Here is a 24,828-nt window from a genome sequence, read left to right on the forward strand (position 1 = left end):
CAGCAATCAATTTTTCAGGAATACACAGTGGCAAACATCAAGTCCGCCAAGAAGCGCGCCAAGCAGACCGTCGTGCGCAACGCCCGCAACGCGAGCCAGCGCTCGATGCTGCGCACCTCCGTGAAGAAGGTGCTGAAGGCCCTCGGCGAGAACGACGCCGCTGCCGCCGAGGCCGCCTACAAGGTTGCCCAGCCGATCCTCGATCGATTCAGCTCGCGTGGCCTGATCCACAAGAACAAGGCTGCCCGTCATAAGAGCCGCCTGACCGCCCGCATCAAGGCGATCAAGACCGCTGCCTGAGTCGGGTTGCCCTTCCGGGGCAATCAAGCCGCATGAAGAAACCCGGCCCAGGCCGGGTTTTTTCGTGGGCGTCAGCCGCCATCATTGTTGACATTGGCTTCCGCCACGGCTTCAGCTTCAGCGGCTGCCTCCAGCGCATCGGCTTTCTGGCGGTCGAAGAACGCCATGATGTCGAGCATGATCGGCCAGGTGCCTTCGCGGCCAATGGCCGATGCCAGGAACCAGCGGCCCTTCCAATCCAGCTCGTCGACAATCGCCTTGACCGTAGCGTCACGCTCCTCTTCCAACAGCAGGTCGGACTTGTTGAACACCAGCCAGCGCGGCTTGGCCAGCAGCTGCGGGTCGTGCTTTTCGAGCTCGCGCTCGATCGCGCGCACCTGTTCGGCGGGACTGATCTCCACCCCGCCTTCCATTGGCGCAACGTCGACAAGGTGCAGCAACAGGCTGGTGCGCTGCAGGTGGCGCAGGAACTGCGCGCCCAGGCCGGCACCATCGGCGGCGCCCTCGATCAGGCCGGGGATGTCGGCGATCACGAAGCTGCGGTACTGCTCCACGCTGACCACGCCAAGGTTGGGATACAGGGTGGTGAACGGGTAGTCGGCAACCTTGGGCGTCGCCGCAGAGACGGCGCGGATCAAGGTGCTCTTGCCGGCGTTGGGGAAGCCCAGCAGACCGACATCGGCCAGCAGCTTCAACTCCAGCTTGAGCACCCGCTCCTCGCCCGGTAGCCCAGGCAGCGCCTTGCGCGGGGCGCGATTGACCGAACTCTTGAAATGCATGTTGCCCAAGCCACCCTGCCCGCCCTTGGCGACCAGCAGACGATCGCCGTGGCTGACCAGGTCGCCGATGGACTCGTCGGTCTCCACGTTCATCACCACGGTTCCGACCGGGACGGTGATAACCAGGTCCCCGCCGCCCTTGCCATACATTTGCCGGCCCCGGCCGTCCTCACCGCGTTCGGCGCGGAACTGACGCTGGTGGCGAAAATCGACCAGGGTGTTGAGGTTCTCGTCGGCAACGACCCAGACACTGCCGCCGGCACCGCCGTCGCCACCATCGGGGCCACCGAGCGGGATGTACTTCTCACGGCGGAAACCAACGCAGCCGTTGCCGCCGTTGCCTGCTGAGACCTGGATTTCGGCTTCATCGACGAGTTTCATGCAAGACCTCGGTAAATATCTGGATGATGCGATTGCACGGTGGGCATCGGATACCACGGTGCCCGGGACAACAAGATATCCCGGAAACGAAAAGCCCCGCCGCAGCGGGGCCTTTCACGGGTGACTCGTCACCAGGTCAAGCCGTGGCCTGACCGGCGTGGGTCACGCCGAGATGACGCTCACGGTGCGGCGCTTCTTCAGCCCCTTCACCGAGAAATCAACCTTGCCATCGACCAGCGCAAACAGCGTGTGGTCGCGGCCCAGGCCGACGCCCGGACCCGGATGGAACTGGGTGCCGCGCTGGCGAATGATGATGTTGCCGGCATCGATCGCCTGGCCACCATAGATCTTGACGCCGAGGTATTTCGGGTTGGAGTCGCGGCCGTTGCGGGTCGAGCCTCCGGACTTTTTATGTGCCATGGCTGCTGCTCCTTACTTCTTGTCGCCACCGGCAATGCCGGTGATCTCGATTTCGGTGTAATGCTGACGGTGACCCATCTGCTTGCGGTGGTGCTTGCGGCGACGGAACTTGACGATGCGGATCTTGTCCGCACGGCCGTGGCCGATGACCTTGGCGCTGACGATGGCACCCTTGAGCGCATCGCCGAGCGTGGTTTCGCCCTCGCCATCGCCCAGCATCAGGATGTTGTCGAACTTGATCTCGCTGCCGGCTTCGGCTTCGAGCAGTTCCACGCGCAGGGTCTCGCCCTGCATGACGCGGTATTGCTTACCGCCGGTGACTACTACTGCGTACATGACCAGTTTCCTCTGTAGTTATTTTTGGTCCTTGCCATGCCGTCGAGGGCAGACAGAAGCGGAATTGTAGGCCCTTCAGGGGGTTGCGGCAACCCGTACCGTCACTGGCCTGCTGGATGAACCGGACAGGCACAAATCCACCGTGGTTCTTCGGTTTCCACGATTTGCCCCCATTTCAAGCACTGGCTACGCTTACCGGTTCGCCGGCTGCGCCGACGGCCTTCCCCCATTTTGCAGGTCTTTCGATGGCGATGGAATTCATCAGCATCCGCGGTGCGCGGACGCACAACCTCAAGAATGTCGATCTCGACTTGCCGCGCGACAAGCTGATCGTGATCACCGGCCTGTCCGGCTCGGGCAAGTCCTCGCTCGCGTTCGACACCATCTATGCGGAGGGCCAGCGTCGCTATGTCGAATCGCTGTCCGCCTATGCGCGGCAGTTCCTGTCAATCATGGAAAAGCCCGATGTCGACCTGATCGAGGGCCTGAGTCCGGCGATTTCGATCGAGCAGAAGTCGACCTCGCACAACCCGCGTTCCACCGTGGGCACGATCACCGAGATCTACGACTACCTGAGGCTGCTGTATGCGCGCGTGGGCACGCCGCGATGCCCCGACCACGGCTACCCGTTGGCCGCGCAGACCGTCAGCCAGATGGTCGACCAGGTGATCGCGCTGGGTGCGGATCCCGCCACTGCCGAACAACGCTACATGCTGCTGGCGCCGGTGATCCGCGAGCGCAAGGGCGAACATGCCCAGGTGTTTGATCAGCTGCGCGCGCAGGGTTATGTCCGGGTCCGGGTGGATGGCCAGTTGCACGAGATCGATGCGGTGCCACCGTTGGCATTGCGCGGCAAGCACACCATCGAGGCGGTGATCGACCGCTTCCGCCCGCGCGAGGACATGAAGCAGCGCCTGGCCGAGTCCTTCGAGACCGCGCTGAAGCTGGGTGACGGGATGGCCCAAGTGATGTCGCTGGACAACACCGATGCCACACCGCTGCTTTTCTCCTCCAAGTACAGCTGCCCGGTGTGCGAGTACTCGTTGCAGGAGCTGGAGCCACGACTGTTCTCGTTCAACTCGCCCGTCGGCGCCTGCCCGACCTGCGACGGCCTGGGCATGGCGGAGTACTTCGATCCCGCGCGGGTGGTGGTACATCCCGAGCTGGCGCTGTCGGCCGGCGCGGTGCGCGGCTGGGATCGTCGCAATGCGTATTATTTCCAGCTGATCCAGTCGCTGGCCAAGCACTACCGGTTCGACGTTGAGACGCCCTGGAACCAGTTGAGCGAAGAAGTCCGCCAAGCGATCCTGTTTGGTAGCGGCGAGACCACAATTTCGTTCACCTACCTGACCCAGGCCGGCAGCCGCCACCAGCGCAAGCATCGCTTCGAGGGCATCGTCCCGAACCTGGAGCGGCGCTACAAGGAAACCGAATCGTCGGCGGTGCGCGATGAGTTGAGCAAGTACATCAGCGAGCGCGCCTGCACCGATTGCGGTGGCCAACGGCTGAACCGCGCGGCGCGCAATGTGTTCGTCGACGGCCACGCCCTGCCCGAGATCGTGGTGTTGCCGATCGACGAGACCCTGGCCTTCTTCAAGCGCCTGCACCTGCCAGGCTGGCGCGGCGAGATCGCGGTCAGGATCGTCAAGGAAATCGGCGACCGGCTGAAGTTCCTGGTCGATGTCGGACTGGATTACCTGACCCTTGAGCGCAAGGCCGATTCGCTGTCCGGCGGCGAGGCTCAGCGGATCCGCCTGGCCTCGCAGATCGGCGCCGGTCTGGTCGGGGTGATGTACGTGCTCGACGAGCCATCGATCGGCCTGCACCAGCGCGACAACGAGCGTCTGCTGGGCACCCTCACCCGCCTGCGTGACCTGGGCAACACGGTGATCGTGGTGGAACACGACGAGGACGCGATGCGGTTGGCCGACTACATCGTCGACATCGGCCCGGGCGCCGGGGTACACGGCGGCGAGATCGTCGCGAAGGGCTCGTTCGACGACATCATGGCCGCACCACGCTCGCTGACCGGGCAATACCTGAGCGGTCGCAAACGCATCGAGATCCCGGCCAAGCGGCATAAGCCGAACCCGAAGCAGATCCTGCACCTGCGCGGGGCCACCGGGCACAACCTGAAGGATGTCGACCTGGCGATCCCGGCCGGCCTGCTGACCTGTGTCACCGGGGTGTCCGGCTCGGGCAAGTCGACCCTGATCAACAGCACCCTGTACGAACTGGCCGCCACCCAGCTCAACGGCGCCTCACGCACGGTCGCGCCCTACCGGTCGGTGGAGAACATGGACCTGTTCGACAAGGTCGTCGACATCGACCAGTCGCCGATCGGCCGTACCCCGCGCAGCAATCCGGCAACCTACACCGGCTTGTTCACGCCGTTGCGCGAACTGTTCGCGCAGGTACCCGAGTCACGCGCACGTGGCTACGCGCCGGGACGTTTCAGTTTCAACGTGCGCGGTGGGCGCTGCGAGGCCTGCCAGGGCGACGGGCTGATCAAGGTCGAGATGCATTTCCTGCCCGACGTCTACGTGTCCTGCGATGTGTGCAAGGGCAAGCGCTACAACCGCGAGACACTGGAGATCCTTTACAAGGGCTACAGCATCAGCGACGTGCTGGCGATGACGGTGGAGGACGCGCTGGAGCTGTTCGACGCGATCCCGTCGATATCGCGCAAGCTGGAAACCCTGATCGATGTCGGCCTGAGCTACATCAAGCTGGGCCAGTCGGCGACCACGCTGTCGGGCGGCGAGGCGCAGCGCGTCAAGCTGTCCAAGGAACTGTCGCGGCGCGATACCGGACAGACCCTGTACATCCTCGACGAGCCGACCACCGGCCTGCACTTCCACGACATCGAGCATCTGCTGGCGGTGCTGCATCGACTGCGCGATGACGGCAACACGGTGGTGGTGATCGAACACAACCTGGACGTGATCAAGACCGCGGACTGGATCATCGACCTGGGGCCCGAGGGAGGCCATCGCGGGGGTACCATCCTGGCTACCGGCACGCCCGAACACATCGCCTCGCTGGAACACTCCTACACCGGTCGCTTCCTGGCGCCGATGCTGGAGCGGTCACGGGCGAATGACAAGGCGGCCGGCAGCCAGCCCAAGGTCACCCCGACCGGGCCCAAGACCCGCAGGAAGACGACGGCCGCATGAGCGACAACGACGGATCCAAAAGCACTCCCGGAAAGCCGGGCAAGATTGACCAGCCGGTGAAGCCGGTCAAACCGGCCAAGCCGCGCAAAGCCGCGGCAAAATCGGCTGCGGCAAAGTCCGCTTCAGAAGCGGCGGCAAAGCCGGCATCGGGCAAACGCGAACCGGCGAAAACCGCAACGTCAAAAAAGCCCACTAAGCCGGCAGCAAAAAAAACCCGTGCCGAGCCGAAGCCGGCGGCGACGCTCGCGGCCGGGACAACCCCCACGCATGCGCCCTCGCCCCGCAAGCTCATCCAGGTACCGATGCCGGTGCGCTGGCGCGACCTGGATGCGTTCAACCACGTCAACAACTCCAAGTACCTCAGCTACCTGGAGGAAGCGCGCTTGCAGTGGATGCTCGGCGTGCCCGGCCAGGGCATGGACGACCATGTCGCCCCGGTTGTTGCCGCCGCGCAGCTCAATTACCGTCGCCCGATCACCTGGCCGGCACAGGTGTCGATCGAACTGTTTGTCGAGCGGCTGGGCAATACCAGCGTGACCGTCGGCCATCGCATTGTGGACGCCCAGGATCCGCAGATCCTGTATTGCGACGGCAACGTGGTGATGGTGTGGATCGACCGCGACAGCGGCCAGGCCGCCGCGCTGCCCTCGAGTGTGCGCGAGGCCTGCCTGACCCAGTAGGTTCCAGACGCGTCAGTCGCCCGGCTGGCGCAACCGGGACTTGCCTACCTGGACTTGCCTACCTGGAACAGGCCGCGCACCTGGGTGCCATCTTCCAGTCGGAAGTCGATCACGACCGTATCGTCGGCCTGCAACGGCGCGTGCGGATCCATCAGCATCAGATGCAGGCCACCGGGCTCGAGGCTGGCATGGCCATGCGCGGGAATTACCAGCTCCGGCACCGCACGCATCTTGCTGATGCCGTCCACGATGCGCGTCTCGTGCACCGATACATCGGCAAACGCCGGACTGCTGGCGGCAACGATCTTTGCTGGCGCGTCGCAAGCATTATCGATGGTGCCAAATCCGGCCAGCATCGGCATCGAAATGGGTGGCAGACGCACCCATCCTGCGGTTACTACCGGACTGCAATCGGCGGCGATAACCGGCGGTGTGCTGAACGCAGTTGCCAATAGGACGGCGGCGAGGAGGACGCGGAGGGGCTTCATCAGCTTATGATACCAACAGGTTGATTCCGGAGTTTCCGATGCACCGCACCCTATCGTTGCTCGTCGCCGCCTGCGCGCTCGCCGCCTGCTCCCAGGATTCCGCGCCCAGTGGCGCTGATGCGTTGCCGGTGGCGCCACCGGTCGTGCCCGCCGACAAGGACGCCGCCGCCGCGGAAGTCGGCGTCACTCAATTGAGCATCTACAGCGGTGCCTACGACGCACTCGCCGGGACCGGCCAGGCCCATGCCGGCATGCCCGGCTACGCCTTGGTGGAGCGGCCGCTGCATTACACGCTCACCGAAGGATTGAATTCGATCTCCGCCACCAGCGTGCCACCGTCGATGGACGTGGAGGCCGCGTTGTTGCGCCCCAGGTCGGACGGCGTCTCGGTGGAGTCCCAGCGCTACCTTGCAGGCCTGGAAAGCACCGCGGATGTCGTTGCCCAGGTGATCGGCCAGCGCATCGTGGTCGAGCACACCGCCGGCAATGCCAAGCAGACCGACACCGGGGTACTGCTGGCCGCCAATGCCGGCCTGACCCTGGCGATGGGCGATGGCCGGGTCAAGGTCATCAACCAGTACGACAACTTCAGCGTCGTCGACGGCGTCCGCCTGTTTCCGCAGCAGGCGGAGCTGCGGTGGACGGTGCGGGCACAGGATGCCGGCGACGCCGACTTCCTGCTCAGCTATCCGATGGGTGGCATGGCATGGCGCGCCGAGTACCTGGCGACCCTGGACAAGACCGACGCGACCGCCTGCAAGCTGGCGCTGGATGGCGCCGCGATGGTCATCAATCGTGCCGGCGTGGGTTTCGCCGATGCCCGGCTGACGCTGATCGCGGGTGAACCCAACCGGGCGCCGCTGCAGACTCAGCACTATGCGCGACGCAGTGTCGCTGAGGACACCATGGCCCTCGTCGCTGCGGCACCGATGCCTGAGCAGCGGACATCGGGCGAGTACCACGCCTACCAACTGCCCGATACCGTCAGCCTGAGCGACGGCGGAACCGAGCGCTTCCCGTTGTTCGCCCACCGCGCCGCGATCGCGTGCGAGCGCGCTTACGTGGTCGATGCCGGGGGACAGCAATGGCAGCCACCAACACCGTTGATCCAACCCGATCGCCACGGCCAGACCGGCACGCTGCCGGTCAACGCGACAGTATCGGTGGACAACACCGAGGCGGCCGGGTTGGGCCAGCCCCTGCCCGCCGGGCGGATCCGGGTATTCGATGGCGCTGATTTTCTTGGCGAGTCGATGCTGCAACACACGCCCGCCGGGGCCGACATCCGGCTGGAAGTAGGCAAGGTGTTCGACCTGACGGCCAAGCGGGAAGCCACGGATTTCGAGCTGGATCGGGCCGGCCGCACGATCACCGAGTCGTTCGCCATTGTCCTGGGCAACGCCAAGAAGTCCGACGCGACCATCGAGGTGGTGGAACAACTGCCGCGTTGGAGCGATTGGGAGATTGTTGCCAGCAGCGTGCCCGCGACCAAAAAAGACGCCAACCACGTCGAGTTCCAGGTACCGGTTGCGGCAGGCGACGAGAGCAAATTGACCTATACCGTCCGCTATCGATGGCGCGCCGGGGACAACCCTTGAGTCTCATCGAGCGCGTCGAACACGGCAACATCATCGAGTTGAAGTTCGCCCGGCCGCCGGTCAATGCGCTGGAGCCGGGCCTGTGCCGCGAACTGCTGCACGAACTGAATGCCGCCGTTACCGCTGTGGATATCCACGGCATCGTTCTGTCCGGCCAGCCGAAGATATTCTCGGCCGGCCTGGACGTGCCCTACCTGCTCACGCTGGGCGATGACCGGGGCGCATTGACCGATGCGTGGCAGGCGTTCTTCGGCGTCGCCCGGGCATTGGCCTCGTGTCCGGTGCCGGTGGTGGCGGCGATCTCCGGCCATGCTCCTGCCGGTGGCTGCGTGTACGCGCTGTGCTGCGATTACCGGGTCATGGCCGCCGGCGATTACCGCATCGGCCTCAACGAGACCCAGGTCGGCCTGACCGCTCCGGAAGGTGTCCAGCGATTGCTGCGACGCGTGGTCGGCCCACACCGCGCCGAGCGGATGCTGGTCGCCGGCGAGATGGTCGACGCGGCGCGCGCGCTGCAGATCGGGCTGGTGGACGAGTTGGTCGAAATGGGCCCGGTCAACGATCCCGATGCCGTCAGCCGACGTGCCCGCGAATGGTTGCAGACTCTGCTGGTGTTGCCGCCCGAAGCGATGCGACAAACCCGCCAGATCGCACGCGCCGCGGTGATCGAAGCGCTGCAGCCCGAACACATCGAGCTGGAGCGCTTCGTCAACGCATGGATGGAGCCCGGCACCCAGGCGGCATTGCACGCCATGGTCGCCAAGCTCAAGAAGTAACGCGCAAAAGTCTGGTTGTCCGGGCCTTTCCTAGCGTGTTTCGCCCTGCGCAATCGGGCGCCTGGGATCCTCGATCCAGCCGCTCCACGAACCGGTGAACAACCGTGCACCGGGAAGGCCGGCGTGCTCCATCGCGAGCAGGTGGTGGCAGGCGGTGACGCCGGAGCCGCACATCGCCACCACGTCCTGCGGCGTCCTGTCGCCCAGCAAGCCGGCGAACTCGGTTGCCAACTCCGCGGCCGGCTTGAAGCGACCATCACGCAGGTTTGCACTGTAGGGGCGATTGATCGCTCCGGGCACATGGCCGGCGACCTTGTCGATCGGCTCCACCTCGCCGCGAAAGCGCTCTGGCGCGCGCGCGTCGAGCAGCATGCCGCCCTTGGCCAGATGCGCCTGCAACTGCGGGGCGTCGAGCAGGCGATTGCCGTCGAACTGCGCGACGTAGCGGCTCGGTTGTATCTCGGGCAGGCCGGACTCGATCGGCAGTCCCAGCGCGGTCCAGCCGGCCCAGCCGCCGTCGAGCACGGCCACGTCGCGGTGACCCAGCGCGCGCAGCAGGAACCAGGCGCGTGCCGCCGACAGCGCGCCGTCGCCACTGTCGTAGACCACGACCTGGCCGGTCGGCCCGATACCCCACCCGCCCAGGCGTGCGGTGAAGTCCGCGGCGTCCGGCCACGGGTGGCGGCCGCCGGGTTTTCGATGGTCGGACAGGTCGCGGTCCAGGTCGGCGAATCGTGCGCCCGGGATATGCGCCTGTCGGTATGCCGCTTCGCAGCCGGCCGGATCGGCCAATGACGAGCGCGCGTCAAGCACGGTCACGTCGTCCCGATCCAGTGCCGCCGATAGCGCCTCGGCCGAAACCAGCGCCTGCCACCTTGGCGCGCTTCCGCCCCGACCCGAATGCGTGCTCATTTCACGTTCTCCAGCCGCTGCCGTAGATTCAACAGGATAAACGCGGTGGCGCCCCAAATCCGTCGCGCCGGATAGCGATACTCGTGGAGCAGGCGGGTCCGCCCTCGATAGTCGACCTTCAGATCGACCAGGTTGGCCGGATCAAGCAGAAAATCCAGTGGCACCTCGAAGACTTCGGCAACCTCACCCGGGTCGGGGCGGATCACGTGAACCGGGTCGATCACCGCCACCACCGGCAACACCCGGAAGCCGGTGATGGTCAACAACGGATCCAGCAAGCCCAACGGTACGATCTGGTCGGCGCCGACACCGATCTCCTCACCGGTTTCCCGGATCGCCGCGGCAATGGCGTCCTGATCCCCGGCCTCCACTCGTCCGCCGGGAAAGGCGACCTCGCCACCGTGATGACGCAAGGCATCCGTGCGCAGGGTCAGGATGACCTGGGTCGCGTCGGGTCTTGGTACCAGGCCAACCAATACCGCCGCATCCGCGTGCACGGCCGAAGCCGGAAACAGGTCGGATAGCCCTTCCTGGTTCCAGCACGGACCCGTGGGTGGCGCCGCCAGCGGGTACAACGCACGCTCCAGGCGAGACGCCTCGGGCAGGCGGGCGACCAGGGGCGATCGGTTCATCCCTGCCCGGCTTCCCGCAACGGCAGCACGTCCTCGATCATCCGCAGCCGCTCGTCATCGCCCATCGTCGACCAGCGCGCGATCTCGTCGCCGGTGCGGTAGCAGCCTTCGCACCGGCCATGCTCGTCCAGGCAACACACGCCGGTGCAGGGACTGAGCATGACGGGGAAAGGGGCATTCATGGCAGCTCACTCATAAAAAAATCGCGCCGGGCAAGCCGGCGCGACGGAGACTACGACTTGCAGAAGCACCTGGACGTACTGCTCCAGTGTGTATTACTTGACGCCGACCAGCTTGATCTCGAACTGCACGGCCATGTTCGGCGGGATCCCGCTACGTGGGTCCGCACCGTAGGCCTTGTCGGACGGGACGGTGACTTCCCACTTGGAGCCGGCTGGCATCTGCTCCAGCACTTCACGCATGGCCGGCATTTCGACTTCGCTGAGCTTCATCGCCGGCATGGCACGGGCCTGTGCGGCTTCGCCCTGGGGACGCTCACCCCACGGGAATGGGCCGGCAACCAACAGCTCCACGTTGCTGGCGGCCGTCGGCTTGGCGCCGTTACCGACTTCGATCACGCGGTACTGCACGCCGCTGGCCAAGGACTTGACACCGGACTTGGCCTTGTTCTGGGCAATGAAGGTATCGCTCTTGGTCTTGTTCTCGCCGGCGAGCTTGCTCCATTCCGCCTGAGCCTGCTGCGCACGCGCTTGCTGGCGTTTCTGGAAATTCTCGAACACCGGGCGCAACTGGTCGGCGGGAACGGCCGGCTGGGTCTTTGCCATGGCGTCCTGCAGGCCCTTGGCCACGGAAGCAGAGTCCAGTTGCTCTCCCGACGCTGCCAATTGGGCAAAATCATTGCCCGCGTCATAACCCAACGCGTAGCTCAGCTTGCCTTTCTCGGATGAGATGTCCTGCGCGAAGGCTTGGCCCGCGGTCAGGGTCAGGGCCGCTACGGCGACCGCAATCAAACGCAACTTCATTCGGTAAAACCTCCGGTGATGGCGCGAAGCGGCGACACCGCCCCGATAGGATGTCCGTATCGGTCAACAGCCCCGATAGGACGCGCTAGGATAACGACGCCAGCGCTTAACCGCCACTGACGAACAAATCAGACCGCGCGCTGGGTTTGCAAGTTCCATTGGCCACTGTAAACGACCCTTCACCGGAAAACGCCATTCATGTCAAATGCTCCTCCGCCCGATTCCATTGTCACCACCGCCGACCACGGCGCAGTCCGCACCATCACCGTCAATCGCCCGGACAAACTGAATGCGTTGAACGCGGCGACGCTGGACGCGCTGCAGGTGGCATTTGACGCGGCCGCAGACGATGCCAACGTGCGCTGCGTGGTGCTGACCGGCGCTGGCAGCAAGGCGTTCGTCGCCGGCGCCGATATTGCCGAGATGAACGGCCTGACGCCGGTCCAGGGCCGTGACTTCTCGCTGCGGGGGCAACGCCTGATGCGACGGGTGGAGAAAATGCCGAAGCCGGTGATCGCGATGATCAATGGCTTTGCGCTTGGCGGCGGCCTGGAACTGGCGATGTGCTGCCACCTGCGCATCGCCGCCGATGCCGCCAAGATCGGACAACCCGAGGTCAATCTTGGCCTCATTCCCGGCTTTGGCGGCACCCAGCGACTGCTGCGGCTGGCCGGCCGGGCCGCGACCATGGAGTTGTGCCTGGTGGGCGCGCCGATCGACGCGACGCGAGCGCGTGAACTGGGCATCGTCAATCGCACGGTGGCCGCCGCCGACTTGCTGGCCGAAACAATGAAGCTGGCCGCACAACTGGCCGCGTCGGCGCCGCTGGCACTGCGTGGGGTGATCGACTGCATCAATGTCGGCGGCGAGTGCGGGATTGAAGAAGGCCTGGAGTACGAGACTGCGCAATTTGGATTGATGTTCTCCACCGACGACATGCGCGAGGGCACCAGCGCGTTCCTTGAACGCCGCAAACCGGCTTTCCAGGGCAGCTGACAGCTCGTGGCCGGGGCCTGCATCTGCGGCTGTGAGGACCCACGCGGGGCCAGCGTGCATCCGGTCGCCACTGCGTTGATGGATGGCGATGTGGACTGCGCCTTGCAGCTCGGACTGCTCAAGGCGATGCCGTGCCCCGGCTGCAGCGTGGACTGCCATACGCGCCTGGTGGCTGCGCGCGCGGACCGCATCCGTGCCCTGGCCGCTCGCGAACGTTTCCGCGCCCGCGATGCGCGTCTTGAGCGTCGCCGCGCCGAGCGCACGGCGCAACGCAGCGCGCCGGAGCGACCAGCGGAGGCCGATGTGGCTGCGACAGCCGGAGCCGCCGGCGTGGACCCGTCTCAGCCGGCCCTTCCGGTCGCGGTTGCCGCTGCCCTGGCGCGGGCGAAAGCCAAAGCCGCCGGCAATCCGGGAACCGGCGGGGCCGGCCGTTGACCCGCCCAACCCCCCGCAAGCGGCCGGCGCGATCACGGCTGACCAAGGTCGAAATCGATGCGGTGTTCGCACGCTTGCGACAGCTCAATCCACACCCGACCACCGAGCTGGAATTCACCACACCCTATGAACTGCTGGTGGCCGTGACGCTGTCGGCGCAAGCCACCGATGTGGGCGTCAACAAGGCCACCCGCAAGTTGTATGCGGTCGCCAACACGCCGGAGCAGATCTCGGCTCTTGGCGTGGACGGGTTGAAGCCGTACATCGCCACCATCGGCCTGTACAACACCAAGGCCGCCAACGTGGTGGCGATGGCGCAGTTGTTGCTGGACCACCACGACGGCGAGGTTCCGCATGACCGCGCCGCGCTGGAGGCGCTGCCCGGCGTGGGCCGCAAGACCGCCAACGTGGTGCTGAACACGGCATTCGGGGAGCCGACGATGGCGGTCGATACGCATATCTTCCGGGTCTCCAACCGCACCGGCCTGGCACCCGGCAAGACCGTGCGTGCAGTCGAGGACATCCTGGTACGCGTGATCCCGCAGGAGTATCTGCGCGATGCCCACCACTGGCTGATCCTGCACGGCCGTTATGTCTGCAAGGCGCGCACGCCGGACTGCCCGCATTGCGCGATCCGCGACATCTGCCGCTACAAGGACAAGACCCCGGGCGAACCGGTTCCGGCCACCACGGCCACCTGACCCATCAATCGTGGCGGCGTTCGCGCAGCCACTTGGTCGCGATCCACTTCTCACCCTCGACCACCGGCGCGCCCGCATGCAGCGAGCGCGTCATCGGGTGCGGGCGGTCGTAGCTGAAGAACACCGCGTTGCCCTTGACCGCGGCGACTTCGAGATTGGCCTCGGGGAACGTTGTGGCGCCACCGCGCTGCGGGGTGTTGAGGTACATCACCAGCGAGCCGACCCGCTGCCCGCCGCGCGCCAGCGATGCCGCCGAGCCCGGCCAGGCCAGGTCGAAGTAGTCATGGTGCGGCCGGTACTGCGCCCCCGGCCCGTAGCGCATGACCTGCAGCGCTTCGCCGTTCTCCAGTGGCCAGTCGAGCAACGCCGCGATGCGTGCCTCGATCCGTCTGCACAGGGGGTTGCCGCCGCGCGGGAAGAACGTGCCAGCGCTGGTGCGGTCGACATGTACCTCGTCGCCGCCACTGTCCGGATCGAGAATGGTCGAGCGCTTGAGCTTCGGTCGCGACATCTCCACCAGTTCGTCGCATTCGTCGTCACCCAGCAGGCCGCCGAACACGATCACCCGCGGCAGCAGCAGACTCGCCAGGACGCACACCTCGTGGTCGCCCACCTGCAATGCCGACGGCCCGTTGAGTTCGATCGGCGACGGCACCGGCACCGACGGCGGCAACCCGCTGCCACGCGCGTGCGAATCGAGCCATTCGCGCACCACCGACTCGACCGCCTCGGTCGCTTCGCCCTGCTCCCAGCCGTCCTCCAGCAAGGGTTGCAGCAGCGTGTCGGGCGGCTGCCCCGCGCGTGCCTGGCCAAGGATCCATTCGACGGTGTCGGGGGCGAGTTCTCGCTTCATGACACCAGTGTGACCAGGCTTGATTGCAGCTTCTTTACGACGGCGAATTTTATCCAGGCGACCCGATCAGGCTTTCATCGGCTGGATCAAGAAACTGCGCTTACTGAAGCCGAGCTGTCACAAACCGCGCCTATAAAGATTTCCTGAAACTTCGCTACGGGACGCGGAGAGCACCCGGTCGCAATGGAAAGTGCCGGTTGACCGATCTGTTTCCCGTGGATTGACCCAACCCGTGATCGGAGAGATCGTGCAAATGGCTGCTTCCAGCAATTCCAAGACCCTGTTGATGACCCTGGCCGCGGCCTTCGCGCTCAGCGCGTGTGGTGGTGGTTCCGACAACGTGGCCTCGCCGGGCGAAGGCGCGTTCCCGCCGCCGCCGGCCACCACGCCTCCGCCGACCACCCCGCCCCCGACCACTCCGCCGCCGACCACCCCGCCGCCGACCGCGGCCGAGTGCCCGACTGGCACCAGCGATGTCGGCGAAGTCGCCGGCCTGCTCAACTGCCAGCTGCCCTCACGCATCGTCGGCGAGTTGCTGGTCCCGAAGATCGACGGGGTGGTGTACTCGGTCAACGGCCGCACCGATGTCGGCATGGACATGGGCGGTGACGCCGCCAACCCGGCACCGGGCGCAAACAAGGGCACGCTGACCCTCGAGCCGGGCGTGACCGTGTTCGGTTCCGCCGGCGCCGACTTCCTGATGGTCAACCGCGGCTCGCAGATCTTCGCCGAAGGCACCGCGACCGAACCGGTGGTATTCACCAGCCGCCAGAGCGTCGAAGGCAGCACCGACATCGACTCGATCGGCCAGTGGGGCGGCCTCGTGCTGCTCGGCCGTGCCGCGATCAGCACCTGCCCGGGCACCGCGCAGCCGGGCACGGCCACCTGCGAAGCGCAGGTCGAAGGCGCCAACGGCTACTACGGCGGCAACGACGACGCCGACAACACCGGCGTGCTGAAGTACGTCCGCGTGATGCACTCCGGCTTCGAGGTCCTGCCGGACGTCGAGCTCAACGGCATCACCCTGGCCGGCCTCGGCACCGGCACCACGGTCGAATACGTGCAGGTGCACAACAGCTCCGACGACGGCTTCGAGTGGTTTGGCGGCACGGTCAACGGCAAGTACCTGGTCGCTACCGGCAATGACGACGACAGCTTCGACACCGACTCCGGCTTCCGCGGCGGCATCCAGTTCGGCCTGGTCGTGCAGCGCGCCGGTGGCGGCGACCGCATGAACGAGATGAGCTCGCAGGATCTGCCGTTCCGCTCGATGCCGAACCTCGCCAACGTCACCTTCGTCGGTGCCGGTCATGACAACGCGGTGGTGCTGAACCAGGGGACCCTGGTCGGTTACTACAACGCAGTGATCACCGGCGGCGCGCCGGCCTGCGTCGAGTTCCAGTCGGCCACCACCGAAGGCACCTTCGATTCGACCTTCCTGTCGTGCGCAGAGCCGTTCGCCGCTGGCGCCACCGGTGCCGAGGCCATCGCCTTCAACGCCGGCAGCAACAACTCCACGGGCGCCTCGACCCTGACCGCCGGCTTCATCAACGGCGCCACCGAGGCGGCGGTACCGGCCTACGCGGGCTTGGCCGCGATCAACGCGTCCTTCGTCGACGTCGACTACATCGGCGCGGTCAAGGATGCGAATGACACCTGGTGGCAGGGCTGGACCTGCGGCCTGACCGCCGACGACTGCTGAGCGGCGACAACGGGCGTGGCAGCCGCGGCCGCCACGCCACGGGAAACGGGGTCGGTGTCCGCGACCCCGGGCCCCCATCGATGCCGCGGCCGGGCCGCGGCATCGGCTTATTCGGACGCACCGAACCCATTGAAAGGCTGCCACTCATGAAGCTCACCACCGCCCGCACGGGCCTGTTTCTGGCCATCTCGGCCCTGCTCGCGCCCAACATCGCGCTGGCGCAGACGGTCTCCAACGCACCGCCGCAGTCCGCCCCCGCCGCCACAAGCGCAACCGCCGCAGCCGCCGCGCCGATGCAGGCGACCGAACTGGACGCGGTCCAGGTCCAGGGCGAATACATCCCGGAGCCGATGCTGCTCAGCTCGGCGGTCATGACCCACGTCTCCAAGGAAGACCTCGAGCGCCAGGGCGACAGCAACGCTGCCGATGCGCTCCGGCGCGTGGCGGGCATCAGCCTCAACCATGGCCGCTACGTTTACGTGCGCGGCCTCAACGAGCGCTACTCCTCGGCCCTGCTCAACAACTCGCCGCTGCCCAGCCCCGAACCGCTGAAGCGCGTGGTGCCGCTGGACCTGTTCCCGACCAACGTACTGCAGACCATCGAGGTGGTGAAGACCTACTCGGCGAGCATGCCCGGCGAGTTCGGTGGCGGCACCATCAACCTGTCCAGCGCGGTGATCCCCGAGGAGCCCTTTCTCGACTTCAAGATCGGCACCGGCGGCAACAGCGAGACGACCTTCCAGGCCGGCCTGACCCATTACGGCGGCGGAGACTCCGACTACTTCGGCTTCGATGACGGCACCCGCAAGGTGACCGCCGAGCTGAAGGACGCGATTGCCACCGGCAACCGCATCACCCCTGGGCGCGACTTCAGCAGCGACGAGGTCAAGAAGATCGCGCGCAGCTTCACCAACGCGCCGCTCAACCTGCTGCAGGCGACCGACAGCATCGACCCGGATTTCAACGCCGAGATCAGCATGGGCAACGCCTATGACGTCGGCGACGACGTGCGGCTCGGCCTGGTCGCCACCGCGGCAATGAAGAACAGCTGGCGCACCCAGCTCGGCGTGCAGCAGGACGGCGCGGTCGAGAACGGCGCGATGGCGGTGCAGAGCGACTACGAGTTCATGTCGACCACCAACAACGCCACCATCAACGGACTGCTCGGCGCCGCGGTCGACTGGGACGGCCACCGGGTCGGCCTGATGACGATGTACGTCCACGACACCGATAAGGAGACCCGCAGCAGCGAGGGCTACAGCCTGCTGACCGGCGACAACGTGCGCGACGACACCACCCACTGGTTCGAGCGCGAGATGATCAACACCCAGCTGACCGGCGAGCACGCGTTCGGCGAATACCGCGACCTGGAGATCGACTGGCGCGCCAGCCACTCGCGCGCCAGCCGCGACGCGCCGTACGAGAAGGGTTTCCGCTACCGCGAGGATGCCGACGGCTTCTGGCAGCACGACGCCTCGCAGGCGCAGAACTACACCCGCTTCAGCCAGGTCAACGAACGCGTCGACAACGCCGGCGTGGACGTCAGCTGGCGCCTGCCGACCGAGCGCGATATCACCGTGAACTTCGGCGGCGCCTGGTCCGAAACCGAGCGTGATGCGGTCTCGCGCGAGTTCCGCTTGCTGTCGCTCGGCAACCTGCCGTTCTACGAGCGCTACCAGCGGCCCGACTACCTGCTGTCGGACTACAACATCAGCCAGGGCTACCTGACCCTGCGCGAGACCACCGGTGGCACCGGCGCGGCCGCGTATGACGCCTCACTGGAAACCAGCGCGGTGTACATCGAGGCCGAGTCGCAGCTGACCGGCACCGTGCGCGCCACCGTCGGCGTGCGCTACGAGGACGCGACCCAGCAGGTGCGGCCAATCGACCTGTTCAACGAAGGCCAGCCACTGCCGACCGCGGCCCCACTGGAAAACGACTACTTCCTGCCGGCATTCGCGCTGACCTGGAACTTCGCCGAAAACCAGCAATTGCGGTTCGGTGCGTCGCAGACCATCGCCCGCCCGCAGTTCCGCGAGCTGGCGCCGCAGCAATACCTCGATCTCGACAGCGACCGTCTGGTCATCGGCAACCCGTTCCTGGTCGACAGCGAGCTGCTCAACCTCGACCTGCGCTACGAGTGGTACTTCGACCAGGGCGAGTACTTCAGCGCCGGCCTGTTCTACAAGGACATCGAGAATCCGGTCGAGATGGTGCTCAACGGCCGCTCGGGATCGAGCTGGCAGCAGAGCTTCATCAACGCCCCATCGGCGCTGGTGTACGGCCTGGAACTGGACTTCCGCAAGTACTTCGGCAGCCCGTTCGACTGGGCCGGTGACAGCCGCCTGTTCCTGGGCACCAACTACACCTGGTCGGATTCGGAAGTGCAGGTCGAGGACGGCGACGTCGCCTACACCCTTGCCGGCAACGGCCGCCCACAGGCCGCCTCCGAGCTGGTGCTCGATGGCAGCCGCCTGCAGGGGCAGTCGGAGCATCTGGCCAACTTGCAGTTGGGCATCGAGAACCCGGAAACCGGTAGCCAGGCCACGCTGCTGGTCGGCTATGCCAGCGAGCGCATCAACGCCCGCGGCATCAACGGCTACTCGCCCGACGGCATCGTGGTCGTCCAGCCCGACTACATCCAGGAGCCCGGCACCACGGTCGACCTGGTGCTGAAGAAGGGCTTCCGGCTCTGGGACACCGACATGACCTTGGGCTTCGAGGCCCGCAACATTCTGGGGGAGGAATACAGCGAGTACCAGGAGTTCGGCGGCGGTCGCGCCGACGTGATGCGCTACGACCTGGGCACCAGCTATTCGTTCGAGATCAGCGCCTCGTTCTGAGGCACCCAGTGCAGAGTGGCCGGCGCTTGGGGAAGTGGCCGGACGCAGCGGCCCGGCGGGGAAACCTGCCGGGCTTTTAATTGCCCGCCGCGGATCATGACAGTCGCCGCAACCTTATGTGTCAACTGCAATCAAACCGTAACCAAACCATCTCATCCTGTGCGCACGCCTGAAATATCGGTGTCCCGGCCTCCGCAGGATCCATGCACTTGCTTCCCAACCGGCTGTCCCCTGACCAGATCACCCAGTGGCGCGCCCGGCTTCCAGTCGGGGCGGAACTGGTGCTGGTGACGCTGCTCGCGCTGCAGGTAGCGCGGTTGGCGTGGCTGGCGCTGACCCCGATCGGGCCGATCGGTGGTGCGATGACCGGGCCCGCGGTTGCCCCCCCGGCCCCGCCATCCCTGCCGCTGACCGATGTGTTCTTCCGCTCCGCCCGGGCGCCCGGCACCGCAAGCCGCGATGCTCTCGGCTACACCCTGTTCGGCGTGCGCAGCGACGGTGGCACTGCTTCGGCAATGCGCGGGTCGGCGATCCTTGGCAAGGATGGCGACCAGGCGTCGTACGCCGTAAGCCAGGAGATTGCGCCGGGCATCGTGCTGGAATCCGTCGGCACCGAACACGCGGTTCTCGCCGCCAATGGTGCCCGGCACCGGCTGGAGCTGCCGCCGCTTGCCACCGCGGGCGCCACGCCCGCAGCGAAGACGCTGCCGATCGGCAACCCCAGGCCGACGGCTCCGCCAGCCGCGACCGCACCCCCCTTCCCGGCTGCATCGACCGGTACCCCTGCGATGCCGCGTCAATCATCGACCGCAACCGGCCTCATCGAGAGTCCAGGTGGCGGCTACGCAATCACCGCCGGCGCCAGCGCCGCGCTGATGCGACCGGCCGGATTGCGACCCGGCGACGTGGTGCTGTCGGTCAACGGGCGTCCACTCGACCCCGCCCGGCTGGCGGGATTACGGGACGAACTGAAAGGCCAGGCCCAATTGACCATCCAGTACCAACGCGACGGCAAGACCCACACCACCACCCTACAGGCACCCCGATGAGCCGTCCCTTCCTCGCCGCCGTGCTTGCCTTCGCGCTGGCGCTGCAACCGATGCATCCGGCGATCGCGCAGTCGGCCGCCGAGCCGGAGGCGTTCAACGTGCGCAACGCCGACATCCGCGCCTTCATCCAGGACGTGGCCCGCGCGACCGGCACCAACTTCATCGTCGACCCGCGCGTGCAGGGCACGGTCAACTTCTCCAACGACCAGCCGATGAGCGAGTCGGAACTGCTCGGCGTGCTGCTAACGATCCTGCGCGCCAACGGCCTGATCGCGGTGCCGGCGGGCGCCGGAACCTATCGCGTCGTCCCCGACGACACCGCCGCACAGCAGCCGCGCTCGGCCGGCGGCGGCGCGACCGGCTTCGCGACCGACATCATCGCCCTGCAGCGGGTCGATGCGCGCATCGCCGCGGAGACCATCAAGCCGCTGGTCGGCCGCGGCGGAGTGGTCATCGCAACCCCCCAGGGCAACAGCCTGCTGGTGGCCGACTACGCCGACAACCTGCGCCGGATCCGCGGGCTGATCGCGCAGATCGATAGCGACCGCGCCTCGATCGATACCGTCACCCTGCGCAACAGCTCGGCGCGCGAGATCGCCGCCACCGTCAACCAGTTGTTCGGCATGGGCGGGGCCGAGGGCGGCAACGCGGCGATGTCGATCCTGCCGGTGCCGAGCAGCAACTCGATCGTGGTCCGCGGCAGCCCGGAAGTGATCCAGCGTGTGGTGCAGATGGTGCTGGAACTCGACCGCCGCGCCGAAAGCACCGGCGACCTGCACGTGGTCCAGCTGCAGCACGCCAGCGCGGAACAATTGTTGCCGGTGTTGCAGCAACTGGTGGGGCAACCCACCGACGCGATGGGATACACCGGTGCGCAGACCCAGGTCAGCGCCAGTGCAGCCGGCGTCAGCATCGATACGAACCAGGGCCAGCTGATCTCGGCGGTGCCCGGCAAGCGCCCGACCCTGGTTCGCGCGCCCGGTCAGAACGCGCTGATCATCAACGCCGATCCCGAAACCCAGCGCACCCTGTTGAGCGTGATCAAGCAACTCGACGTGCGCCGCCAACAGGTGCTGGTCGAGGCGATCGTGGTCGAGATTTCCGACGATGCCGCCAGCGAGCTCGGCGCCCAGATCGCCGCCGCCAACAAGGACGGCGTGCCGTTCGGGATCAGCCAGTTCCGTAACTCCGGGCCGGGCATCACCGAGCTGGCCGGCGCGGCGCTGCTCAAGGACGACGACTCCGACCTCGCCGAGACCGCCCGCAACGCCGCGATGCAATCGTTGCTGGGCCTGACCGGCGGGCTGGCGGGGATCGCGGGCAGTGCCGGCGACACCTTGTTCGGGCTGATCATCAACGCGGTCAAGAGCGATAACGGTTCAAACCTGCTGTCGACGCCGTCGATCATGACCCTGGACAACGAGCCGGCGCGGATCCTGGTCGGCCAGGAAGTGCCGATCACCTCCGGCGAAGTACTTGGCGACAGCAATTCCAATCCGTTCCGCACCATCGAACGACAGGACGTCGGCATCCAACTGGAGGTCACCCCGCAGATCAACGCCGGTGGAGGCATCACCCTGCAGCTGCGGCAGGAAGTGTCGTCGATCGCCGGACCGGTCTCGGCCGACTTCAACGAGCTGATCCTCAACAAGCGCGAGATCGAGACCCGGGTGCTGGTCGACGACGGCGCCATCGTCGTGCTCGGCGGCCTGCTCGACCAGGCCGAGCGCAGTTCGGTCGACAAGGTACCGCTGTTGGGCGACATCCCGATCCTCGGCAGCCTGTTCCGCTCCACCGGCCGGTCCAAGGACAAGACCAACCTGATGGTGTTCATCCGCCCGACCATCGTCGGCGGACCGGAGGATGCCCAGCGCGTGACCGCGCCGCGCTACGACTACATGCGCAACTCGCAGCTGCAGCTCGACGACGGCAAGCAGCGCGAAGCGGCGCTCGACGTGCTGGTGCGCGACTACCTGCGGACGCAGCCGCCGGTGGCGCCGCCGGTCGGAAGCAACCCGGCGCCGGCCTCCGGGACCCCCGAAGCCCTGCCCACCCCATGACCGCCGCCCTGCCGTCGCTGCCCTACGCATTCGCCAAGCGGCACGGCGTGGTCGTGCTCGACGGCGCGGCCGATGCGGAATCGATCCATGTCGGCCTGCGCGAGGACGCCACGGCGACCGCGCTGATCGAGGTGCGCCGCACGCTCGGCCGGCCGCTGCAAGTCGCGCGGCTTCCGCGCGCCGCGTTCGACCGCGAGCTGTCGGAGGTCTACGCCGACGCCGGCCTTGGCACCACCGAGGCGGTCGACCAGCTCGACATGCACGGCAGCCTGGATTCGCTGGTCGAGGACATCCCGGCCACCGCCGACCTGCTGGAAAGCCAGGACGACGCGCCGATCATCCGCCTGATCAACGGCCTTATCGCCGAGGGCGCGCGGCTGGGCGCTTCCGACATTCATATCGAACCGTCCGAAGCGGCGCTCCGGGTGCGCTTTCGCATAGATGGCGTGATGCGCGAGGCGGTCAGCCTGTCGAGCCGGATCGCGCCGCTGCTGGTATCGCGGGTCAAGGTAATGGCGCGGCTCGACATCGCCGAGAAGCGCATCCCGCAGGACGGCCGCATCTCGGTGGCGATGGGCGCCAAGGCGCTCGACGTGCGCGTGTCCACCCTGCCCGCGCGCGGCGGGGAGCGGGTGGTGCTGCGAATCCTCGACAAGGACCAGGGCACGCTGACACTGGAACAGCTCGGCATGCCGGCCGCGGTCGAGGCCGCGTTCAACAAGGCCTTGCACGTGCCCAACGGCATCGTGCTGGTGACCGGCCCGACCGGCTCCGGCAAGACCACCACCCTGTATGCGGGACTGGCCCTGCTCAACGACGGCAGCCGCAACATCCTCACCGTAGAGGATCCGGTCGAGTACGCGATGGACGGCATCGGCCAGACCCAGGTCAACACCAAGGTCGGCATGACCTTCGCCGCCGGCCTGCGCGCGATCCTGCGACAGGATCCGGACGTGGTGATGGTCGGCGAGATCCGCGATCCCGAGACCGCGCAGATCGCGGTGCAGGCCAGCCTGACCGGCCACCTGGTGCTGTCGACCGTGCACACCAACGACGCGGTCGGCGCGATCACGCGGCTGCGCGACATGGGGATGGAACCGTTCCTGCTCGCCTCGACCGTGCGCCTGGTACTGGCGCAGCGGCTGGTGCGACGGTTGTGCACGCACTGCCGCACACCGCGTCCGGCCGACGCGTTGGGCCTCCGACTGATGGGCCGCGACTTCGACGGCATGCTCTACCAGTCCGTCGGCTGCCCGCGCTGCAACCACACCGGTTACGCCGGACGGATGGGCGTGTACGAAGCCATCGCCATCGACGACGAAATGCGCCGACTGATCGGCGAGAACGCCGACGAGGACACCCTCGCCCGTGCCGCGTTCGCCCGCGCCGATCGACTGGCGGGATCGGCGCGCGCCGCGGTCGCCAGTGGTGCGACCACGCTGGAAGAAGCGCTGCGGGTGACCCGCGAGGACGATGACCACACGATGCCGGCTGAGGGCGCCAGCCATGCCGGCGTTTGACTACGACGCCCTCGACGAGCGCGGCCGCAACCGCAGTGGCCGGCTCGACGCGGCCGACCCGAACGACGCTCGCGCGCGGCTGCAACGCCGGCGCCTGGTGCCGGTCCGGCTGGAGCCAGCCCGCGCCGGCGGCGATCCGATGCCGGGCGGGTCGCTGGCGGGCGTCTTCGACCGTTTCACCACCAAGGACGTCGCCCTGGTCACCCGCCAGTTGGCGACGCTGGTCTCGGCCGCGCCACTGGAAGAGGCGCTGCGCACGATCGGCGCGCAGGCCGAGAAGCGTGCGGTGCGTCGGGTGCTGATGGCCACCCACGCGCAGGTGCTTGAAGGCTTCCGCCTGTCCGACGCGATGGCGCGCCAGGGCAAGGCGTTCCCGCCGCTGTACCGGGCGATGGTCGCCGCCGGCGAAGGCTCCGGCGCGCTCCCCGACATCCTCGAACGCCTCGCCGACCTGCTCGAACGCGAGCAGCAAGTCCGCGGCAAGCTGGTCACCGCGCTGGTCTACCCGGCGGCGCTGGCGCTGACCGCGGTCGCGGTGGTGATCGCGCTGATGGCGTTCGTGGTGCCCAAGGTGGTCGAGCAGTTCGACTCGATGGGCCGCGAGCTGCCGATGCTGACCCGGGTCGTGATCGGCATCTCCGACCTGATGGCCAACTGGGGCGTAGTGGCGCTGGTGCTGCTGGGCCTGGGCGCGGTGGCATTCACGCGGATGCTGCAGCGACCGGCGTTCCGCCTGCGCTTCGACGCGCTGGTGTTGCAGACGCCATTGCTCGGCCGCCTGGTCCGCGACGTCCATGCCGCGCAGATGGCGCGCACGCTGTCGATCATGCTCGCCAGCGGCCTGCCGATGATGGAGGGCCTGGTCATCACCGCGCGCACCGTGCACAACCGGGTGCTGCGCGCGGCGACCGACACCATGGTCGCCTCGATCCGCGAAGGCGGCAGCCTGTCGAGCGCGATGCGCCGTGCCGGGGTGTTCCCGCCGACGCTGCTGTACATGACCGGCAGCGGCGAGAACAGCGGCCGGCTGGCGCCGATGCTGGAGCGCGCCGCGGACTACCTCGAACGCGAGTTCAACACCTTCACCTCGGTCGCGATGAGCCTGTTGGAGCCGATCATCATCGTCGTCCTGGGCGGCGTGGTCGCGGTGATCGTGCTCGCGATCCTGCTGCCGATCCTGCAGTTCAACTCCCTGGTCCTTGGTTGAG

General features: G+C 66.8%; 21 protein-coding genes and 1 pseudogene. 14 read left to right on the forward strand and 8 right to left on the reverse strand.

The window, feature by feature from the left end:
- Positions 1-27: 27 nt before the first annotated feature.
- A complete protein-coding gene (rpsT, locus tag ACW5DN_RS06140; RefSeq protein WP_456961846.1) occupies positions 28-300 on the forward strand; it encodes a 30S ribosomal protein S20 in 273 nt (90 codons plus the stop codon).
- Positions 301-371: 71 nt separating this feature from the next.
- Here the strand turns inward: rpsT and cgtA are convergent, their stop codons facing one another.
- The 3 genes from cgtA to rplU form a co-directional block, all read right to left on the reverse strand.
- Positions 372-1,460, reverse strand: a complete 1,089-nt coding sequence (cgtA, locus tag ACW5DN_RS06145; RefSeq protein ID WP_456961847.1) for an Obg family GTPase CgtA — start codon at positions 1,458-1,460, stop codon at positions 372-374.
- 162 nt (positions 1,461-1,622) lie between these two features.
- Positions 1,623-1,880: a 50S ribosomal protein L27 gene (rpmA, locus tag ACW5DN_RS06150; protein ID WP_456961848.1), complete on the reverse strand. Its 258-nt coding sequence runs from the start codon at positions 1,878-1,880 to the stop codon at positions 1,623-1,625.
- Between the two features lie 12 nt (positions 1,881-1,892).
- Positions 1,893-2,216, reverse strand: a complete 324-nt coding sequence (gene rplU / locus ACW5DN_RS06155) for a 50S ribosomal protein L21 (protein ID WP_456961849.1) — start codon at positions 2,214-2,216, stop codon at positions 1,893-1,895.
- Between the two features lie 245 nt (positions 2,217-2,461).
- On the opposite strand from rplU, the gene uvrA reads away from it, so the two are divergent.
- Positions 2,462-5,392 (forward strand): excinuclease ABC subunit UvrA, encoded by a 2,931-nt coding sequence (gene uvrA, locus ACW5DN_RS06160; RefSeq protein ID WP_456961850.1) that lies wholly within the window; start codon positions 2,462-2,464, stop codon positions 5,390-5,392.
- Between the two features lie 302 nt (positions 5,393-5,694).
- Positions 5,695-6,072 carry an acyl-CoA thioesterase gene (locus ACW5DN_RS06165; RefSeq protein WP_456962976.1) on the forward strand — a complete coding sequence of 126 codons (378 nt, stop codon included), beginning with the start codon at positions 5,695-5,697 and terminating at the stop codon, positions 6,070-6,072.
- Positions 6,073-6,116: 44 nt separating this feature from the next.
- Here ACW5DN_RS06165 and ACW5DN_RS06170 read toward each other — a convergent pair whose 3' ends face one another.
- Positions 6,117-6,560 carry a copper chaperone PCu(A)C gene (locus ACW5DN_RS06170; protein WP_456961851.1) on the reverse strand — a complete coding sequence of 148 codons (444 nt, stop codon included), beginning with the start codon at positions 6,558-6,560 and terminating at the stop codon, positions 6,117-6,119.
- Between the two features lie 38 nt (positions 6,561-6,598).
- Here ACW5DN_RS06170 and ACW5DN_RS06175 point away from each other — a divergent pair, with 38 nt between their 5' ends.
- A complete protein-coding gene (locus tag ACW5DN_RS06175) occupies positions 6,599-8,158 on the forward strand; it encodes a DUF4139 domain-containing protein (protein WP_456961852.1) in 1,560 nt (519 codons plus the stop codon).
- Entirely contained in the window at positions 8,134-8,934 is an 801-nt protein-coding gene (locus ACW5DN_RS06180; protein ID WP_456961853.1) for an enoyl-CoA hydratase/isomerase family protein, read from the forward strand. Before ACW5DN_RS06175 ends, ACW5DN_RS06180 begins: the two co-directional genes overlap by 25 nt.
- 30 nt (positions 8,935-8,964) lie before the next feature.
- On the opposite strand, the gene ACW5DN_RS06185 is transcribed toward ACW5DN_RS06180, so the two are convergent.
- From ACW5DN_RS06185 to ACW5DN_RS06195, 3 genes and pseudogenes are all read right to left on the reverse strand, one after another.
- On the reverse strand, positions 8,965-9,846 hold the full coding sequence (locus ACW5DN_RS06185) for a sulfurtransferase (RefSeq protein ID WP_456961854.1): 882 nt from the start codon (positions 9,844-9,846) through the stop codon (positions 8,965-8,967).
- Positions 9,843-10,660: pseudogene (locus ACW5DN_RS06190) on the reverse strand (NUDIX hydrolase). The gene ACW5DN_RS06185 and the pseudogene ACW5DN_RS06190 overlap by 4 nt, the downstream one beginning before the upstream one ends.
- A 93-nt stretch (positions 10,661-10,753) precedes the next feature.
- On the reverse strand, positions 10,754-11,461 hold the full coding sequence (locus ACW5DN_RS06195) for an FKBP-type peptidyl-prolyl cis-trans isomerase N-terminal domain-containing protein (protein ID WP_456961855.1): 708 nt from the start codon (positions 11,459-11,461) through the stop codon (positions 10,754-10,756).
- A gap of 198 nt (positions 11,462-11,659) precedes the next feature.
- On the opposite strand from ACW5DN_RS06195, the gene ACW5DN_RS06200 reads away from it, so the two are divergent.
- The 3 genes from ACW5DN_RS06200 to nth are packed head-to-tail and all read left to right on the forward strand — an operon-like array spanning position 11,660 to position 13,593.
- Positions 11,660-12,457, forward strand: a complete 798-nt coding sequence (locus ACW5DN_RS06200) for an enoyl-CoA hydratase/isomerase family protein (RefSeq protein WP_456961856.1) — start codon at positions 11,660-11,662, stop codon at positions 12,455-12,457.
- Between the two features lie 6 nt (positions 12,458-12,463).
- Positions 12,464-12,892, forward strand: coding sequence for a hypothetical protein (locus ACW5DN_RS06205; protein WP_456961857.1), 429 nt, complete (start codon positions 12,464-12,466; stop codon positions 12,890-12,892).
- Positions 12,889-13,593 carry an endonuclease III gene (nth, locus tag ACW5DN_RS06210; protein WP_456961858.1) on the forward strand — a complete coding sequence of 235 codons (705 nt, stop codon included), beginning with the start codon at positions 12,889-12,891 and terminating at the stop codon, positions 13,591-13,593. The genes ACW5DN_RS06205 and nth overlap by 4 nt, the downstream gene beginning before the upstream one ends.
- 4 nt (positions 13,594-13,597) lie before the next feature.
- On the opposite strand, the gene ACW5DN_RS06215 is transcribed toward nth, so the two are convergent.
- The gene (locus ACW5DN_RS06215; RefSeq protein WP_456961859.1) at positions 13,598-14,446 is read right to left on the reverse strand and encodes a 2OG-Fe(II) oxygenase; all 849 of its coding nucleotides are present in this window, start codon (positions 14,444-14,446) and stop codon (positions 13,598-13,600) included.
- 253 nt (positions 14,447-14,699) lie between these two features.
- Between ACW5DN_RS06215 and ACW5DN_RS06220 the strand changes: the two genes are divergently transcribed.
- The 6 genes from ACW5DN_RS06220 (at position 14,700) to gspF (ending at position 24,827) form a co-directional block, all read left to right on the forward strand.
- Positions 14,700-16,148 carry a hypothetical protein gene (locus ACW5DN_RS06220; RefSeq protein ID WP_456961860.1) on the forward strand — a complete coding sequence of 483 codons (1,449 nt, stop codon included), beginning with the start codon at positions 14,700-14,702 and terminating at the stop codon, positions 16,146-16,148.
- Positions 16,149-16,294: 146 nt separating this feature from the next.
- Positions 16,295-18,991, forward strand: coding sequence for a TonB-dependent receptor domain-containing protein (locus ACW5DN_RS06225; RefSeq protein ID WP_456961861.1), 2,697 nt, complete (start codon positions 16,295-16,297; stop codon positions 18,989-18,991).
- A gap of 203 nt (positions 18,992-19,194) precedes the next feature.
- Positions 19,195-20,040, forward strand: coding sequence for a type II secretion system protein N (locus ACW5DN_RS06230; RefSeq protein ID WP_456961862.1), 846 nt, complete (start codon positions 19,195-19,197; stop codon positions 20,038-20,040).
- Positions 20,037-22,100, forward strand: coding sequence for a type II secretion system secretin GspD (gspD, locus tag ACW5DN_RS06235; RefSeq protein ID WP_456961863.1), 2,064 nt, complete (start codon positions 20,037-20,039; stop codon positions 22,098-22,100). The genes ACW5DN_RS06230 and gspD overlap by 4 nt, the downstream gene beginning before the upstream one ends.
- On the forward strand, positions 22,097-23,620 hold the full coding sequence (gspE, locus tag ACW5DN_RS06240; RefSeq protein ID WP_456961864.1) for a type II secretion system ATPase GspE: 1,524 nt from the start codon (positions 22,097-22,099) through the stop codon (positions 23,618-23,620). The genes gspD and gspE overlap by 4 nt, the downstream gene beginning before the upstream one ends.
- Complete coding sequence (gene gspF, locus ACW5DN_RS06245) at positions 23,607-24,827, forward strand: type II secretion system inner membrane protein GspF (protein WP_456961865.1); 1,221 nt, start codon at positions 23,607-23,609, stop codon at positions 24,825-24,827. The genes gspE and gspF overlap by 14 nt, the downstream gene beginning before the upstream one ends.
- The last annotated feature ends 1 nt before the right edge of the window (position 24,828 follow it).

This window comes from Lysobacter sp. A289 (genome assembly GCF_054072675.1).